This is a genomic window from Ruegeria sp. B10 (assembly GCF_056539825.1).
The window spans coordinates 20,681-35,191 of sequence record NZ_JBQFVP010000007.1; the positions used below are offsets into that span (position 1 = coordinate 20,681).

The 14,511-nt window shown below is 53.2% G+C and carries 13 protein-coding genes and 1 pseudogene; 8 read left to right on the plus strand and 6 right to left on the minus strand.

Annotated features, from left to right (window positions below; genetic code table 11):
• Positions 1-585 precede the first annotated feature (585 nt).
• Positions 586-771, plus strand: a complete 186-nt coding sequence (locus ACR0J4_RS10910; RefSeq protein ID WP_170642528.1) for a hypothetical protein — start codon at positions 586-588, stop codon at positions 769-771.
• Between the two features lie 145 nt (positions 772-916).
• Here the strand turns inward: ACR0J4_RS10910 and ACR0J4_RS10915 are convergent, their stop codons facing one another.
• The 4 genes from ACR0J4_RS10915 to ACR0J4_RS10930 form a co-directional block, all read right to left on the minus strand.
• Positions 917-1,363, minus strand: a complete 447-nt coding sequence (locus tag ACR0J4_RS10915) for a hypothetical protein (protein WP_170551945.1) — start codon at positions 1,361-1,363, stop codon at positions 917-919.
• Positions 1,364-1,562: 199 nt separating this feature from the next.
• Positions 1,563-1,982, minus strand: a complete 420-nt coding sequence (locus ACR0J4_RS10920; RefSeq protein WP_170551948.1) for a hypothetical protein — start codon at positions 1,980-1,982, stop codon at positions 1,563-1,565.
• Positions 1,983-2,283: 301 nt separating this feature from the next.
• A complete protein-coding gene (locus tag ACR0J4_RS10925) occupies positions 2,284-2,736 on the minus strand; it encodes a hypothetical protein (protein WP_170642529.1) in 453 nt (150 codons plus the stop codon).
• Between the two features lie 154 nt (positions 2,737-2,890).
• Positions 2,891-3,790 (minus strand): LysR family transcriptional regulator, encoded by a 900-nt coding sequence (locus tag ACR0J4_RS10930; protein WP_170642530.1) that lies wholly within the window; start codon positions 3,788-3,790, stop codon positions 2,891-2,893.
• A 96-nt stretch (positions 3,791-3,886) separates the two neighbouring features.
• Here ACR0J4_RS10930 and ACR0J4_RS10935 point away from each other — a divergent pair, with 96 nt between their 5' ends.
• The 3 genes from ACR0J4_RS10935 to ACR0J4_RS10945 all read left to right on the plus strand — a co-directional run bounded on the left by ACR0J4_RS10935 (position 3,887) and on the right by ACR0J4_RS10945 (position 7,599).
• Complete coding sequence (locus ACR0J4_RS10935; RefSeq protein WP_170551957.1) at positions 3,887-4,534, plus strand: class I SAM-dependent methyltransferase; 648 nt, start codon at positions 3,887-3,889, stop codon at positions 4,532-4,534.
• 503 nt (positions 4,535-5,037) lie between these two features.
• On the plus strand, positions 5,038-6,510 hold the full coding sequence (nhaC, locus tag ACR0J4_RS10940; RefSeq protein ID WP_170642531.1) for a Na+/H+ antiporter NhaC: 1,473 nt from the start codon (positions 5,038-5,040) through the stop codon (positions 6,508-6,510).
• Positions 6,511-6,582: 72 nt separating this feature from the next.
• Positions 6,583-7,599 carry a GlxA family transcriptional regulator gene (locus ACR0J4_RS10945; protein ID WP_170551963.1) on the plus strand — a complete coding sequence of 339 codons (1,017 nt, stop codon included), beginning with the start codon at positions 6,583-6,585 and terminating at the stop codon, positions 7,597-7,599.
• Between the two features lie 403 nt (positions 7,600-8,002).
• Here the strand turns inward: ACR0J4_RS10945 and ACR0J4_RS10950 are convergent, their stop codons facing one another.
• Positions 8,003-9,682 (minus strand): BCCT family transporter, encoded by a 1,680-nt coding sequence (locus ACR0J4_RS10950; protein WP_170642532.1) that lies wholly within the window; start codon positions 9,680-9,682, stop codon positions 8,003-8,005.
• Positions 9,683-10,016: 334 nt separating this feature from the next.
• Here ACR0J4_RS10950 and ACR0J4_RS10955 point away from each other — a divergent pair.
• A pseudogene (locus ACR0J4_RS10955) lies at positions 10,017-10,223 on the plus strand (helix-turn-helix domain-containing protein); the annotation flags it as partial.
• Positions 10,224-10,265: 42 nt separating this feature from the next.
• The gene (locus ACR0J4_RS10960; RefSeq protein WP_480668630.1) at positions 10,266-10,943 is read left to right on the plus strand and encodes a LysR substrate-binding domain-containing protein; all 678 of its coding nucleotides are present in this window, start codon (positions 10,266-10,268) and stop codon (positions 10,941-10,943) included.
• 417 nt (positions 10,944-11,360) lie between these two features.
• Here ACR0J4_RS10960 and ACR0J4_RS10965 read toward each other — a convergent pair whose 3' ends face one another.
• The gene (locus ACR0J4_RS10965; RefSeq protein WP_170642534.1) at positions 11,361-12,695 is read right to left on the minus strand and encodes a tetratricopeptide repeat protein; all 1,335 of its coding nucleotides are present in this window, start codon (positions 12,693-12,695) and stop codon (positions 11,361-11,363) included.
• A 105-nt stretch (positions 12,696-12,800) separates the two neighbouring features.
• Here ACR0J4_RS10965 and ACR0J4_RS10970 point away from each other — a divergent pair, with 105 nt between their 5' ends.
• Together ACR0J4_RS10970 and gntH are read left to right on the plus strand one after the other, a co-directional pair.
• On the plus strand, positions 12,801-13,028 hold the full coding sequence (locus ACR0J4_RS10970) for a hypothetical protein (RefSeq protein WP_480668543.1): 228 nt from the start codon (positions 12,801-12,803) through the stop codon (positions 13,026-13,028).
• A 10-nt stretch (positions 13,029-13,038) separates the two neighbouring features.
• A complete protein-coding gene (gntH, locus tag ACR0J4_RS10975; RefSeq protein WP_170642536.1) occupies positions 13,039-14,511 on the plus strand; it encodes a guanitoxin biosynthesis MBL fold metallo-hydrolase GntH in 1,473 nt (490 codons plus the stop codon).

The window sequence follows — 14,511 nt, forward strand, 5'->3', positions numbered from 1 at the left end:
AGTCTTCTCCAGCAATGGAAGCAGCCGTTCGACGTCACCGCTTTTGGCTACCTGACCGCCGAGGGCGCTAGGAAACACCGTAAACCTTACTGCCATACTGCTATGCGCGGTCAGCCTTCCGTTGTCTGAAGTTCTGTGTTCCGAAAAAAAATTGCGCAAGACGCAATACGAAAAAATCGAGAAATTTTTGAGAGGGGTGACGTGGCGTGCCGAGGCCGCGCTCCACTGGCCACTGTGATTTTGTCGGGGTTGGGTTGTATTTTCGGGATTTTGCTTGGCCTGACAAAACTCACTCCGACGCCTGCCTCTCGATCGACGAAGCCTCACTGCATGCTGGTACCAGGTCGCTCTCTTTGTGTATCTTGCTCGCCATTGGTTTTGGGTTTCGCGTGTCGAATGACGCAGGCCACATCTCGCGCACGCTCTTTACGTCAGCGTTGCTGTCGCACTGTACGCCCTATTGCTGGATACACTCGTTTCAGTTTGCCCCGAAATGTATCCGGTCACGGCGCTTTCTCACGAATGCGGAGCGAGAGTATATGGCGCAGGTTGTAGTGCCCGTCGGTTTTCGTAGACCGCACAGGAATGCCCGTATTTGTCCAGATTGCGCAAAACCATAGTGACAATCTGCGCTGCCGCGTGCTGACCACGCAAAAACTCAACTATGAGGGGCATCGCCTCTATCGTGACTACATCGCTGCGGCGCGTTTAAGCGGCATGTTTGCACCGTTCGTGGCGGTTCATAAGCGGTTTCCGCTGGCGCGGGTGTGACCAAGGGTATCAAAGTGTTCTGACCCTGCATCCTCTAGTTTACTACTATATATTCAATGTGCTTTTTAAGATTATCTCACTTAAATCCTACACACGACTTTGACGTACTTGTTGGCACGTTGGATATTCCCTTCACACTAACAACTTAACTTTTCCCCTCATTTTCGCCCCGAAGCGGATTCACGTAGAAAACGCGGGTGGTTTCGCTGATTTCCGGTGCATCTTTCGTCCGTTCCATTCGAAACGGACATCTGGTCTGTCGCTTTGCGCGATTCCCGAGGTTCATGCGGTTGGCGCGGAGTGTGTAGGCGTCGTCGACCTTGGGGTCGCGGTTGCGGCGCAGGCATCCGGTCAATTCCTGTGCGGACGGCCTCTTGTTCCCTGCAAACGCCCTATCAAAAATTCTTGGATCGACATGTTCAATGATTGCAGTTGCCTTGACCCAGTCACCTTCGGGCGGCTGCATCATCCCGTTGACATCGATCAGGGTAACGGACATCAGGAGGTCGTCCAGGCCGGTTGGTGCGTTCCCCATGACGTCCGCCTCACCGGCTTCGACCCACGGCACGAAGAAGTCCGGCGCTTCGCCCACGTTCAGCACCGGTCCGGCGACTGCACTTTCTCAATAAGGGAATCGGCTAATGGGTTTTACGGAGGGCACTTTGGCGGTGGCGATGCAGGCGAATGCGCCGAGGATTCGCCCCCGGTTGTCGCGAGTCCACTTCAGAATGTCCGGATGCTTAAAGTCGCGAAGGGTCATATTCTAAAATCTGCGTGGTACGAGGCGGATTTTAACGGCGCGGGACGCCGTGTCGCCCGCCAAGAGGATGTTGTTTCCGGTCAGGGCAACCGACTATACCTGTCGGCCCGGAGTGGGTCTTGGAAAGCTGCGACACCCGCGCATTCCAGATGCGGGGCGTGACCAGTTGGTGTGGGTCGCGGTAGCTGTTGCCGATGGTCGAGCCGGTGGTGACGTTGTCGAAGGCCAGCAGCGGCGCGCTTTCCATTGTCACACTGGTGATGAGCTTTTCACGTTCCTCCCGGTCTTCGGGCAACGACGTCATTGCGGCGATTTGGTCTGTGACGGTGCAGTTGACGCGATCAAGCAGGATGGACTTGCCAATACCAGCGCTGGGCGCTGTCATAGCAAAGAGCGAAATTGTCGACCCGTAGAGGTCGGTTTTGGTATGCAACAGGGAGATGGCCAGCATCAGGGCGGCGGCGAAGTCCGCCCCCGTTTCGAATGGGAAGTCGCACAGCTACTCGTGGCTAGGAACGTGACGGCCTTGTGGGGGTCGTCACACACCTCGATGTCAAGCTCGCCAGTCTCCAGCCACAGCCCCGAGGGTTCGTGGTATCCGGAGCCGAACAGAAATTGGCCGTCGTGCATGGCCGGGAACACCACCACACCCTTCAGGATTGGCAGTGCCGCCCCTGCGGTTTTGGCCATTTTGCTTGCGAGGCCGGTGGGGGTGAACACCGGCGTCTGGGCTATGCCGCTATTCGTGCGCCTTACGCTCTGGAAATACGCGACCTTGTGGAGCGGACCCAACATATGGCTCGCCGTGATGCCCCCGGTGCTGACGATGGGGGTCGGGTCCTTAGTCGGTTTGCCGTCCTCGCCTTAATGTCGTTGCCCTGTTTGTTGCGCCGTTTGACGGCGAGGTAGGCCGAGCGCGCCTTGCGAATGGCGATACCGATGCCGCCGTAGGAGAGACCCAAGTGCGCTTCACCCAGCAAGGTTTCAAGTTCTGGAATCATGTCCATAAGAGCATTCGGGTCGCTGGTGTTTACCACCACCTTGTCGTCAGGCTCCTGCCGCTCCTCGGTGACGAACACGCTGTGAGCACTGTTGCGCACCCGATCCCACCGGGTCTTAACCCTTTGCTCTCGCACCTTCTTTTCAACCGTTTCCAGTTCGTCCTCGACGGCGACGGCCAGTTCGATGGCCTCCGGGGCTAGCACGTCCTCGACGCCCGCCGCCTTAGCCCGGTTCCAGCGGGTCGGACGGGCTCACGCCGTTGTACGTGGGGCGGTTCCTGAGTATCTCGCCGAAGCAACTTTGCCGCATAGCAAGTGAAGCGTTGGAATAGCCTGTGACATAAAGCGAACTCCCAGATTACCTGATGGTCCCTGCGCTTAGTTGGTCCGCCAGTTGATCAAACACCAACCTGATCCTTCGTGCAGTATGTAACTCCGAATGCGTCGCCAGCCAAATCGGGAACTTAAACGGCTCGCGGTCGGGAAGCACGCGCTCCACACCCGGCGTTAAGGCAGCCACATCATCCGACATTACACTTATGCCAAACCCTTGGCGCACCAATTCCCAGGATACTATCCCGCTTTGTGAGCCAATCCTGAAGCTTTTTCGGGTGACCTGAATGCCCGCCGGATCGAGAAAGCCGATCATCGTGTCGATGTCCCCGAACCCGACAAAGTCCAATTTCGCAAGTTCATTTTCATTTTTAGGCCGTCCGACCTGATCAAGATACGAAGGTGCCGCGTAAAAATGGGCGCTGGCCTCGGCGACAAGCTTTGCTGTCAGATCCGGCTGAGTTGGGCGTACATGTCGGATCGCGATATCAGCCTCACGTCGCTGTATGTCTCGTATGTCATTTGCAGCAACGATGTCTATCTCCAGTCGAGGTGCTGCAAGTCGAATCTTTTTCAGTATCGGTGGCAGCTGGTAGGCAGACATCACATCGGATGCAGTAATCCTGACTTGCCCTTCAACAGCTTGCGACTGGCTTGTCGCAGTAAGAGAAATCCTGTTTGCCACATCCGCCATTTCTCTGACATGCAACAAAAGCTCGGCGCCAGCTGTCGTCAACTTTAGCGACTTGCCGACTCTTTCAAACAGGGTGATGCCAAGCGCCGTTTCCAGTGCAGCAACTTGACGGCCGACAGTGGGTTGAGTTTGCTCAAGAACGCGCGCCGCTGTGGAAAATGAGCCTTCTTCGGCTGTCGCAAGAAAGGACCGTGCTTGGTTCCAGTCGAAATTGATGGCGTTCCAGTTCATGCATTTATGCATAACAGTTCTGCAGATTGTGGCAATTCCATAAATGATTGTTTGGAAGTAAGGGATGCGGTAACAACCTTGTAAGAGAGCAATGAAATGGCTGCTTTGTCCAAAGATGCCGCGTTCTGGAGCAAAATCTCGCAAAAGTACGCGGCAGACCCAATCCGCAACATGGAAGGGTATCTGAAAACGCTCGAGATTACGAAATCGTACCTGAAAGCGGACGACAACGTACTGGAAATCGGGTGCGGGACGGGTTCAACGGCGCTGCTGCTTGCACCGCATGTTGCCAATATCACCGCGACGGATCTCGCTCCGGGCATGATCGAGATTGCCGAAGAGAAGCGTGCGAAAGAAGGATTGGAGAATGTCACTTTCAAGGTGGCTGAAGTTCTTGAGCACGGTCTTGACGAAGGGTCCTACGATGCGGTCCTGGCGCACAATTTGCTTCATCTCCTGCCCGATTTGGACCAAGCGCTTGAGCACATTTCCGCACTTACAAAACCCGGTGGGTTTTTCATATCCAAAACCGTTTGCGCCCCTGAGAGCGGTGGTTTCAAGTATACGATGATCAGTCGGGTCGCGATCCCAATCATGCAGGCTCTTGGTAAAGCCCCATTTGTGCATTTTGTGTCTGGATCAGTGCTTGAGAGGAAGATTGCGTCCGCAGGCTTCGATATCCTCTATACGTCTGATCAAGCCTCAATGCTCCAAAGCCGCTATATTGTTGCGCAAAAATCTTGAAGTTTTAGTTCGTTCAGTGGCATCCGTTGAAACGATCTTTGCGTCACATTGCGCGTTGTTTTCATACTGGAATGAACGGAGTTACTTCGGTCTGCCTCTACCTCAAGAAAGCCATTACGGCGGGCCGTTTTTTCCGCATTTAGCGAGTTCAGGCAGGCTTTGATTTTGCGCTCGTTGCGAACGACAAGTTCGATGCGCCGTGCTGCGGCACGGGGACTATGGGGTGAAGGTACGGAAAGGACCATGACTAACAGAACCACTCCAACTCGAGCAAAGTTTGCTATTTGCCCCAATGAAGGCGGTGAGACGGCCCAAACGCAGCAAAATTATTTGGCGTGATCGCAATTGCCGGTCTTCAGTTCATTCGAAGACGCCGAAATCCGCCGCTTGAATGTCGCAAATTTTAACAAGATGTACGCTCTGACCGACAGTCTCACACCGCCAAACTTGGTTTCTTCCGCAGATCATCAAGGTTCTGGACCAATCTAAAGGAGGAGACCCATATGTCTGGGAGTGAAGACAACATGCGGCAGCCCGGCTTGCTGCTGGCGCTTGCGCCAATAGTGCTGACTCTGTGTGTGCTTGGGCTGCAATTATTCTATTTCGGTGACTTTACCCCGCATATCCCGTTGGCATTCGGGATCGCGATCACCAGCATCGTTGGCCTCATGTTGGGTCACAAATGGCCCAATATCGAAGAGGGCGTTTTCCACGTTATCAATATCTCACTGCCTTCAGTTTCGATTCTGATCACAGTGGGAATGATAATCGGTGTGTGGATCGCGAGCGGAACTGTGCCAACGCTGATCTACTACGGTCTCAAGATTTTGTCGCCTGAACTTTTCCTCGCCGCTGGAATGGTCCTTTGCTCCATTGTCTCCGTTTCATTGGGCACTTCGTGGGGAACGACAGGCACTGTCGGTTTAGCGCTGATGGGGATCGGTGCGGGGTTCGGTATTCCAATGTATTGGACAGCGGGGGCGGTCGTCTCCGGAGCATTCTTTGGAGACAAGATCTCACCTCTATCGGACACGACGAACTTGGCACCAGCCGTGACAGGAACCAATCTGTTCGATCACATTCGGAATATGCTTCCAACCACCGTTCCTTCGATGCTGATTGCACTCGTGATCTACTTTGTCGTTGGCTTCACTCTGATTGACACGTCACAGGTATCGTTTGACCGCATTCATGCAATCACGACGGCACTGGATGACGCGTTCTGGATTTCGCCGATCATGCTGTTTCCAGCCGTTCTGGTCATCGTGCTGGCAGTCATGAAACAACCTCCGATCCCGTCACTGTTTGCAGGCGCCGTTTCGGGCGGCATCATGGCTATCTTCTGTCAGGGGGCTGGACTGCATGAGACGTTCACCTTCGCCAATAGCGGCTATTCGATCGATACTGGGGTTCCGGAGATCGATCCCCTGCTGAACCGCGGGGGTATTCAGTCGATGATGTGGACGATTTCACTGGTGCTGCTGGCTTTGGGGTTTGGCGGAGCGCTTGAACGTGTCGGTTGCCTTCAGGCGATCATCAAAGTTGTCATCTCGAAGGTGAAAACGTTTGCTGGAATTCAAACCTCGGCCATCTTGACCTCTGTCGCGACCAACACTGTTGCAGGTGACCCCTATCTGTCAATTGCACTGCCAGGGCGGATGTATGCACCGGTCTATCGAGCGATGGGCTATTCCCCACTGAACCTGTCCCGGGCGGTCGAGGAAGGCGGAACGCTGGTGTCCCCTCTGATCCCGTGGAATGCAGGTGGCGCGTTTGTCATCACGGCGCTTGGTTTGGGTATCGCAGACGGCAACTTCGAAAACCTGCTGTATATTCCGCTTGCATTCGCTTGCTGGCTGTCACCAGTCATCGGTATCTTCTATGCCATGACAGGGCTCTTTTCGCCTAAAGCAAGCGAAGAAGAAGTCCGCTCCTGGGAGGAAAGCGGAGAACCTGTTGCACAGATGAGTGCCTAATCCTTCTGCACCAACACCAAATGAGGTGTTGGTGCCCTTCATCCGCCTTGGTCGATACTTGGAGGAGAGCGTATGGACCCGAGAAACTTTGTCCCAAAGGGCGCGGCCAGCTATCGCATTGACTATGATGGGCCGGCCAAGGAAATCTATTTTCTGCTGCTGCCAAAGCTGACCATGCTGGCTTTTAGCGCCGCATTGGAACCTCTGAGGATCGCTAATCAGGTCACAAACAAAGAACTGTATAGATGGTTTCTGATCACTGAAGATGGAAATCCGGTCTCTTGTTCGAATGGGGTTGAAATTAAACCGGATTTTGCGTTGCACAACCTACCGCGATCATCGCGGCTGTTTGTTTGCTCGGGTATTGAACCGGCAGAAAGTACGAACCCTAAGGTCCTGTCGTGGATCCGCCGCCAAAGAACCTTTGGGTGTAATCTGGGTGGTATTTGCACAGGGGCTTTCGCCCTTGCCAAGGCCGGAGTTCTGTCAGGCAAAAGGTTCACATTGCATTGGGAAAACCACCCTGCTTTCATCGAACATTTTGATGACTTAGAGCCATCGTCAAACCTGTATGAGATCGACAATGACCTCATGACGTGCGGCGGAGGAAATGCTGCAACCGACATGATGTTGGACATGATCGAATCCGATTTCGGAAATGACTTGGCGGTCATCGTTTCGGACATGTGCATCCACTTTCGGTCCAATAATAGTAAAACGCTCCAGAAATCAGCCTTTTCGGTCGCTTTGGGTAGTCGCAATCAGTACCTGATCAACGCGATGCAGATCATGCAAGAAAACCTGGAAGAGCCGTTAGATATCTCTGAAATAGCAGAAGCCGTGCAGATATCTCGTCGCCAGTTAGAGCGTCTCTTCCAAAAGTATGTCGAAACTTCGCCTGTCCAGTTCTACATTGAACTGCGTGTTTCCAGGGCCTACGCTTTGCTCAGCGAAACCGAGATGGCGGTCGCGGAAATCGCGGCAGCTACCGGCTTTAGCAGCGCGACGCAACTTACAGCACGATTCAAGAAACGCTACGGCGAAGCGCCGACTTCATTCAGAAGGGGGTGGTCTGAAAGACGTGAGTAACTTGCGTCTTAACAGTCATAATTAAAGATATCTGAACGAAGACCAGTACTTTCTCTGCAGCCAGCCAAGGTCCGTTTTGGGAACGCTGCAACGCAGGACCTTCTGTATTGAAAAATGTCTGAAAGTGGCGATGAGTTCCGGTCGACGTAGCGTTGTATGGTTCGAAGTTGCGCTGCCTCCGAGGTCTGGAAAGAGCTCAAAGTGCGAAATGCTACACAGTGAATCAATGCTGGTAGTGCTCGAAAGCTGACGTAGCCAAGTTTATTCAAAATCGTATTTTTGATTTTGATCAACCAGTCAACGCACAGTGCAAAAACCTCAACTTCTGATGGATTTCTGTATGGGCTGCCTTCAAATTTGTGACCCTAGGAACGTCCCAGGGTCACTGTTGGCTAAGCGAATTTTATTCGGCTGGCATCGTCGATGATTCTGGATCAATCGTTGATGCGATGCCGGCAGCTTCGCGGCGCCCGTCGTTCCAGATCGCTTTGATCAACGCGATGCACATCAGCGCCATGACGATAGAGAAAGGTAGTGCGCCGATTACCATGGCTGTCTGGATTGCCCCTGTTCCACCAGAGATTAGCAAACCGCCAACAACCAATGCCAGCGCTGCGCCCCAGAACATGATGTGCGGGCGAGCCTTGGGCCCTTCGTCACCAGCGGCGTTGATTGTGTTCACGATCAGGACTGCCGAGTCAGCGGAAGTTACTAGAAACGTCATCAAAAGGACTACGATCACTACTGCCATTGCCCAAGCAAGGAACTCCGCTATTGGTGCGAGCATGTACGTAGTCATGGCAAAGATCTTGTCACCATTGGCTGCGTCCAGAATCACGCCATTCGCACCGCCATTCAGTTCCAGATCGATGGCCGTACCACCGGCCCACGCAAACCAGACAAAGCACATAAGCGAGGGTACGATCATTGCGCCCAGCACAAATTCACGGATGGACCGACCGCGCGAGATGCGAGCCAAGAACAACCCGACGAAGGGTGCGAACGCGATCCACCAAGCCCAGTAGAACACCGGCCACCAGCCTTGCCACTGTGCTAATAGGAAAGCCTCGGAGCCCTCAACGCCATCTGAGGCGTAAACATTGAAGCTGAGCCACGGCAAAGCGATCAAGTAGTCCCAGATGCCGACAAAGAAGGCCTTGGCGCCAAAGAATGTCGCTCCGAACAGGATGAAGAATCCCAGAAGGAAGATCGACAAAGCCATGTTGATGTTTGACAGCCACTTAATACCTTTACCCACACCGGACAGAGCCGACAGCGTTGAGGCACCCATAATGACCAGCAAGGCGACGATGATACCCAACGTTGTGGCTGACCCGTCTGCGTTAGCCAATCCACCAATGCCGATACGGGTCAGACCTGCCACAAATTGCTCGACACCAAATCCCAAGGTCTGTGCCACACCGAGGATTGTCGCAACAACGGCAACGATATCAATCAGGTGTCCAAGGTTGCCCGACAGTGCTTTGCCAAAAAGTGGTGTCAAGGATGAGCGGATCGTTAGCGGAAGCCCGCGGCGATAGCTGAAGAATGCCAGTGCAAGACCAGCAATCGCGTAGCACGCCCAAGCGCCCAATCCCCAATGTAGGTAGGACCACACGTAAGCGGTGCGTACATTGTCGGCATCTAGAGCTGTAGTGACCCCCTGAATAACTGAAGGGTTGTTCTTGAAGTGGGCTACGGGTTCTGCAACCGCCCAGGTCAACATCCCAACACCGATCCCTGCACCGAACATCATCGAGAACCAGGAGAAATTTGAGAACTCCGGCTTTTCACCTTCGACACCAAGGTTCAAACGTCCCGCAGCTGGCCAGATGGCCAAACCAATACAGACGATAACAAATCCGGTTACGACCCAGATGTACCAAGCAGCAAACTGAGCCAGAATAGCTGCGTTCCAGTCGCCAAGGATCCTGCCGGCCTGGGTTGGCCAAACGATGCACCAGACGACCAACAAACTGATGATGATCTTACTGATAACCGTGACGTTTACACTGAACCCCCGATAAAAACCGTTATCAGCGGTCTTAATCGGAAGTTCGGAAAGAGGTGGCTTTATTGCCATAGTCAACTTCTCCCTGTTTTGGATATTGTAGTGAGACTGTCTGCTAGTCTTAGTCCGACAGCCGATATTGCCGAGAAACCAATGAGCCCAACGATGCACGCAAATTGCGTCGTCAACCTCAATGGGTCCGGAGAGTTAGAGCTCTCTGAAATTATAAGCTTCTTTGAGCCAGCGTACGCATGTGAATGTCGTTAGTCGGATGGCTATCCGAGCTTTTGGCCGCGACTTTGTTTTGTTATCATTGGCTCCCGTGTTTCTTTCACAGGGCTGCACTCGCGCCCATTGGCATAGTTTTTGGTATAATTTTTCTTTCTTTTGCAGTAGCTGAGTAATTATGGATGACATTAGCAGAGTTAATACCAATCTAAGCCGGAACCTCGTTGCGCTTTATGCGTTCGAAATGGTCGCAAAACATGGAAACTTTACGAGTGCGGGAGATGCTCTCGGGTTGACGCAATCCTCTATCTCTCAACGGATAAGGGGTTTGGAGGTTGATCTGGGTGTCGTCCTCTTCAAAAGGGAACACCGGGGCGTCTCACTGACATACGAGGGTTTGAGGCTTTTGAATGTGGTCAGACCAGCAATGACGCAGATGAACTATGCGGTAAACTCTTTGCTGGAACGCAAAACTAAACCCAGTGTTCGAATCTCAGCCGATTTTGCGTTCTCAACATTCTGGTTGCTGCCTCGTCTTGGTTATCTCCGAGAGGAAATCGGGGATGAAATTGAGTTTCAGATTCTGGCTTCAAATGTGCCGCCCAGTCTAGATGATACCGATTGCGACATTCGCATTCATGTTGCGCCCAAAGACCAGATCAAACCTGATGAAATACTGGTCTTGGAAGAGGTTGTCGCCGCTGTTTGCAGTCCTCAGCTGTTAGAGAAGATCGGGCCAATCCAAAATCCTGCAGACTTGCTCAATGTTCAACTTTTGAGTCTGTCAAAACCCGCAACCGCGGCGTGGCAAACCTGGCAAGGATGGTTTGATAGCTTAGGCGTAACGGGCGAAAGAAAGAAAAATTACATTAGCTTCAACAACTACGACATGGTCACCCAGGCCGCTTTGTCAGGTGAAGGCGTTGCATTAGGCTGGATTGGATTGATTGATGATCTGCTCAGCAAGGGTTCTCTTGTGACCGTTACGGACGATCTCGTTTTCAGCGATGCCGGTTATGTGATGTCTCGGAACTACACCAACTCGGGCCGAGGTCCCAGGCTTGTGTTCGACTGGATCGCGGATCAAGTTCTCGCAACATCTTGAAAATAGTGCGTCGCCTGATCGTTCAGGCAACCTTGCCGTCAAGTCAGGTCAATTCGAAAACTTAGTACAGCAAAGGTTCGAAGCGACATTGAAAACTCTTGTTCTCGCGTTTTGCGAACTTGCAAAATCTGGTCGCGAACGCCAGTTGCGGGTTGCGATTTGTTCTTAGGTGTCATGCTTTAGACGGCTGCTTTGGCCGCACTTAAGGCCGTCGCCACTATCGAATACGAGCAGGTGCGACGAAAGGCGGCTGTGTGGGTTTGCAAACACCGCAACAAACAACTACCGCGAAAGTCTCTTTTGGGCCGACATCGGTCAATCAAAGTGAGGACTAAGGTTTATTGCTAGGCAACCTCCATGATTAGTTTAAACGTCAGCTTTTAGACGCACATCATTGTCGTTTTAATCGGCCGTTTGTCAAAACTTGCTAAGTGTTTCCAGTATCAAATTCCGCGTAGCGTTGTCGTTGTTGAATATCCTGTAAGCGAGAAACTCAGACGGAAACTTGGGCCACGTTTTGCGCATTTCTGCAATGAGCCGTTGTGCGTCTTCCGTGTTTCCCAACTGATCTTGCGCGACGGCTTGGAATAAGAGCGAAGGGGCACTAACCGGCGCTCCGGCAGCTGGCGCCCCCTGAAAGGCTTCGACAACACTCTCGTAATTCCCGAGCATAAGTTGCGACACGCCCCAGATGTTTCTCGCACCAAACCTACCCGATCCAGACCTGGTTCTTTCCGGGTTGCTGACTTCGGCAGCAAGTTCCGGGGCATTGGCAACTATGGCAGTGATACCAACAAGATCGAGAATATGGCCGTCCTTCGGCCCCAATTCGACGGACATTCGGGCGTATTTTAAAGCCTCGTTTGGCTGGTTATAGACAGCCAACACCCAACCATTTGCGCCATTTGCCCACGCATCAGCAGGGGACAATTCAAGGGCCTTTTCAGATAGTTCGGAAGCTTGACCTAACAGATAGTTTCTTTGCGTTTCATCCGGGGACAGCATGGCCAGAGTCGCCAAAACCTGTGCCGATCCCGCATAGCCATCGGAGAGTGCTGGGTCGAGCTCGGCTGCATGCTGGAACATTCCCAGTGCGATTTGCTGGCGCTTGACGTCAAAAACGGGAAAAAACATGCCTCGGGCTTGATCTGCAAGGTTGGCCGCCTGAAGTCTTGTCAAAGATTGCTCACCAAGTGCTGCACGTTCAGCTTGTTCAATGGATTGAGCCGTTGGCGGTACTTCTGTGTTTTTTTGGCTCGTCCAGATGCCAAGCACAACGACTACTGCGAAGACCCCCAATCCAACTGGTAGCAGCCGCAGCGAACGCCGACGCCCGCCGGGCTCATCACCGTTCCATGCATTTGATACGCCGTCTTCAATTGTAGGCTTGTATGAAAAACGAGGCTTGTATCCGCCAGGATCAACAAAAATGCGAACACCTTCGCCGTCCCATTGATCTTCGTAAAACTCGCGCAATAGCCGACGTAGTCGCCTTGCTTCGACGCGAACGAGGTTTTGGCCGCCACTGCCATCAATGCGTCGCCCATAGACCTCTACAGCAATAGCTTTGCCTCGGATCTGGGGACCACGACCCGCGATAGCTTCCTCGACTACGTATGTAAGAAATTGTTGCAGACGGGGCGAAGCTTGAAACTCATCGCTCGATACAACGCGCTCGAGCGCTTCCCGGACAAGATCCGGCGACGGCTGCTCAACATGTTGATCTATCGGCAATTCACTAGCTTTGTTCAAGGCAAACTCACCCCCAACTCACGGTGACTCACTTGGCCTGCACGGTCAACCGCACTCATCTCGATGTGAGAATAGATAGTGGGAGCCGGGATTTATCCAGTGGCAGTGGACCAGACAGAAGAGATTCCAGAACTGTCCGATGCGGTGTCAGCGCGTATCGAAACGGATGCGTTGCTCAAAGAGGTCGTCGAAGACCTGAAGAAAGCTTCCGAGCTGCTGGAGGATGTATCGATCACAGCCTCAGAGCGCGCGGAGTGGGCCCACATAAAATCTGAACTCGTGAACGAGCTTCGCCGGATGGTGAAGCGCGATCCTCGCAGCATTTCCAATTGAGGGCATGGCCATGACAAAAGAAGACAACGGCAAAGATCTTAAGAACGAACCGAACCAACAATCTGACGGCATCGAAAACCCTTCCCGGCGACACGTTATGCAGGGGCTGGCAGCAGGTGCGGTCGCAACCGGTGCCGTCAGCTACGGTACAGGAGCTGCACAGGCGCACCCCGGAGATGGACCACTAGGCGAAAGCCTAAAGAACCCTTACGGCGGCAGACCTGCGGGCGGTATCACGCTGCCGGAGTACTTCCGCCCCACAAAATACATGACAGGTTCGAACGCGAACTACTTCCCGCTGTCCGAGGATCTCGGACCCGACGAGATGCGGATATCGTTCTGTGGTTCAACCCCGTTTCCGCCCCGCGAAGATCAGGCTGGCACCTGTATTATGGTCGAGTTGGGTAACGGAAAGAGGTTCTTCTTCGACTTCGGGTCAGGTTGTGTTCGCAATATTATCGGGATGCAGGTTCCGGGTCAGTTGATCAACGACATCTTCATTACGCACCTGCATGTCGATCATTATGCCGACATCCCTTACATCTACCCGTTCCGGGCTTGGTCTGGTGGATACACACCGCTTCGCATTCACGGTCCATCAGGTCGGACACCCGAGCTTGGCACGGCCGGAATGGTTAAAGGCATGCAGCAAATGCTCAAATGGCATCTGGAGGCCTTTGATGTATTCCCGATTGGGGATGGCTATGAGATTGAGGTCAACGAATTCGATTTCCGCCAGGAAGGTGGCATCGTTTATGACGAAGATGGCGTGACTGTTCGGTCCTGGCCTCGTAGCCACGCCAAGGACGGAGCTGTGGGGTATCGGCTGGATTGGAATGGCCTGAGCTTTGTTTGGACCGGCGATGGCCGCCCTGATGAACTGAGCCTTGAATACGGAAAAGGCGTGGATGTGTTTGTGACCGAAATGTCCGGACAGGATATCGGTCAGTTGATGACCTACAAATACGGTTTGCCGCAAGAGCTGTTCAACTACACGATCGATACGCACCATACTTCGCACTATGCGGTCGGTAAGATGATGGCTGAGGCGCGCCCAAGGCTTGCAATGGTAACCCACTATACGCAAGACGAGGATATCGATGCTGAGATGTTGGCGGGAATCCGAGCGCACTATGATGGGTTGTTCGCCTGGGGTTTGGATGTCGCCGTTGTCAACGTAACCAAGGATGCAATCTGGTATCGGAAGGCGACGCTTCCCGGAAAGTCTGGATCTGTCGCCCCCTTCCGCGAATTGGGCAAGATGGAAGCAGAAGGCAAGATCACGCTGCCGGATGAAATCAAGCCGCCAGCACCGCGGTCATCACGTGCCGAACAGCAAGATCAGAAGTACCGAGACATGGAGATCGATCCCAAGGAATACTACCCAGCTGATGTATTCCGGGCTCCTGATCCAGAATGGCCCAGCGATTTCGTCATTAAGGTCGATGACGTCATCCCGAACCGAAAGAAGAAGGCGGAGTAA

Excerpts from the sequence above, each read along its gene's own strand:
- ACR0J4_RS10910 (WP_170642528.1), top strand. The coding sequence starts at position 586 with ATGCCCGTATTTGTCCAGATTGCGCAAAACCATAGTGACAATCTGCGC.
- ACR0J4_RS10920 (WP_170551948.1), bottom strand. The coding sequence starts at position 1,982 with ATGCTGGCCATCTCCCTGTTGCATACCAAAACCGACCTCTACGGGTCG.
- ACR0J4_RS10930 (WP_170642530.1), bottom strand. The coding sequence starts at position 3,790 with ATGAACTGGAACGCCATCAATTTCGACTGGAACCAAGCACGGTCCTTT.
- ACR0J4_RS10935 (WP_170551957.1), top strand. The coding sequence starts at position 3,887 with ATGGCTGCTTTGTCCAAAGATGCCGCGTTCTGGAGCAAAATCTCGCAA.
- nhaC (WP_170642531.1), top strand. The coding sequence starts at position 5,038 with ATGTCTGGGAGTGAAGACAACATGCGGCAGCCCGGCTTGCTGCTGGCG.
- ACR0J4_RS10945 (WP_170551963.1), top strand. The coding sequence starts at position 6,583 with ATGGACCCGAGAAACTTTGTCCCAAAGGGCGCGGCCAGCTATCGCATT.
- ACR0J4_RS10950 (WP_170642532.1), bottom strand. The coding sequence starts at position 9,682 with ATGGCAATAAAGCCACCTCTTTCCGAACTTCCGATTAAGACCGCTGAT.
- ACR0J4_RS10960 (WP_480668630.1), top strand. The coding sequence starts at position 10,266 with ATGACGCAGATGAACTATGCGGTAAACTCTTTGCTGGAACGCAAAACT.
- gntH (WP_170642536.1), top strand. The coding sequence starts at position 13,039 with ATGACAAAAGAAGACAACGGCAAAGATCTTAAGAACGAACCGAACCAA.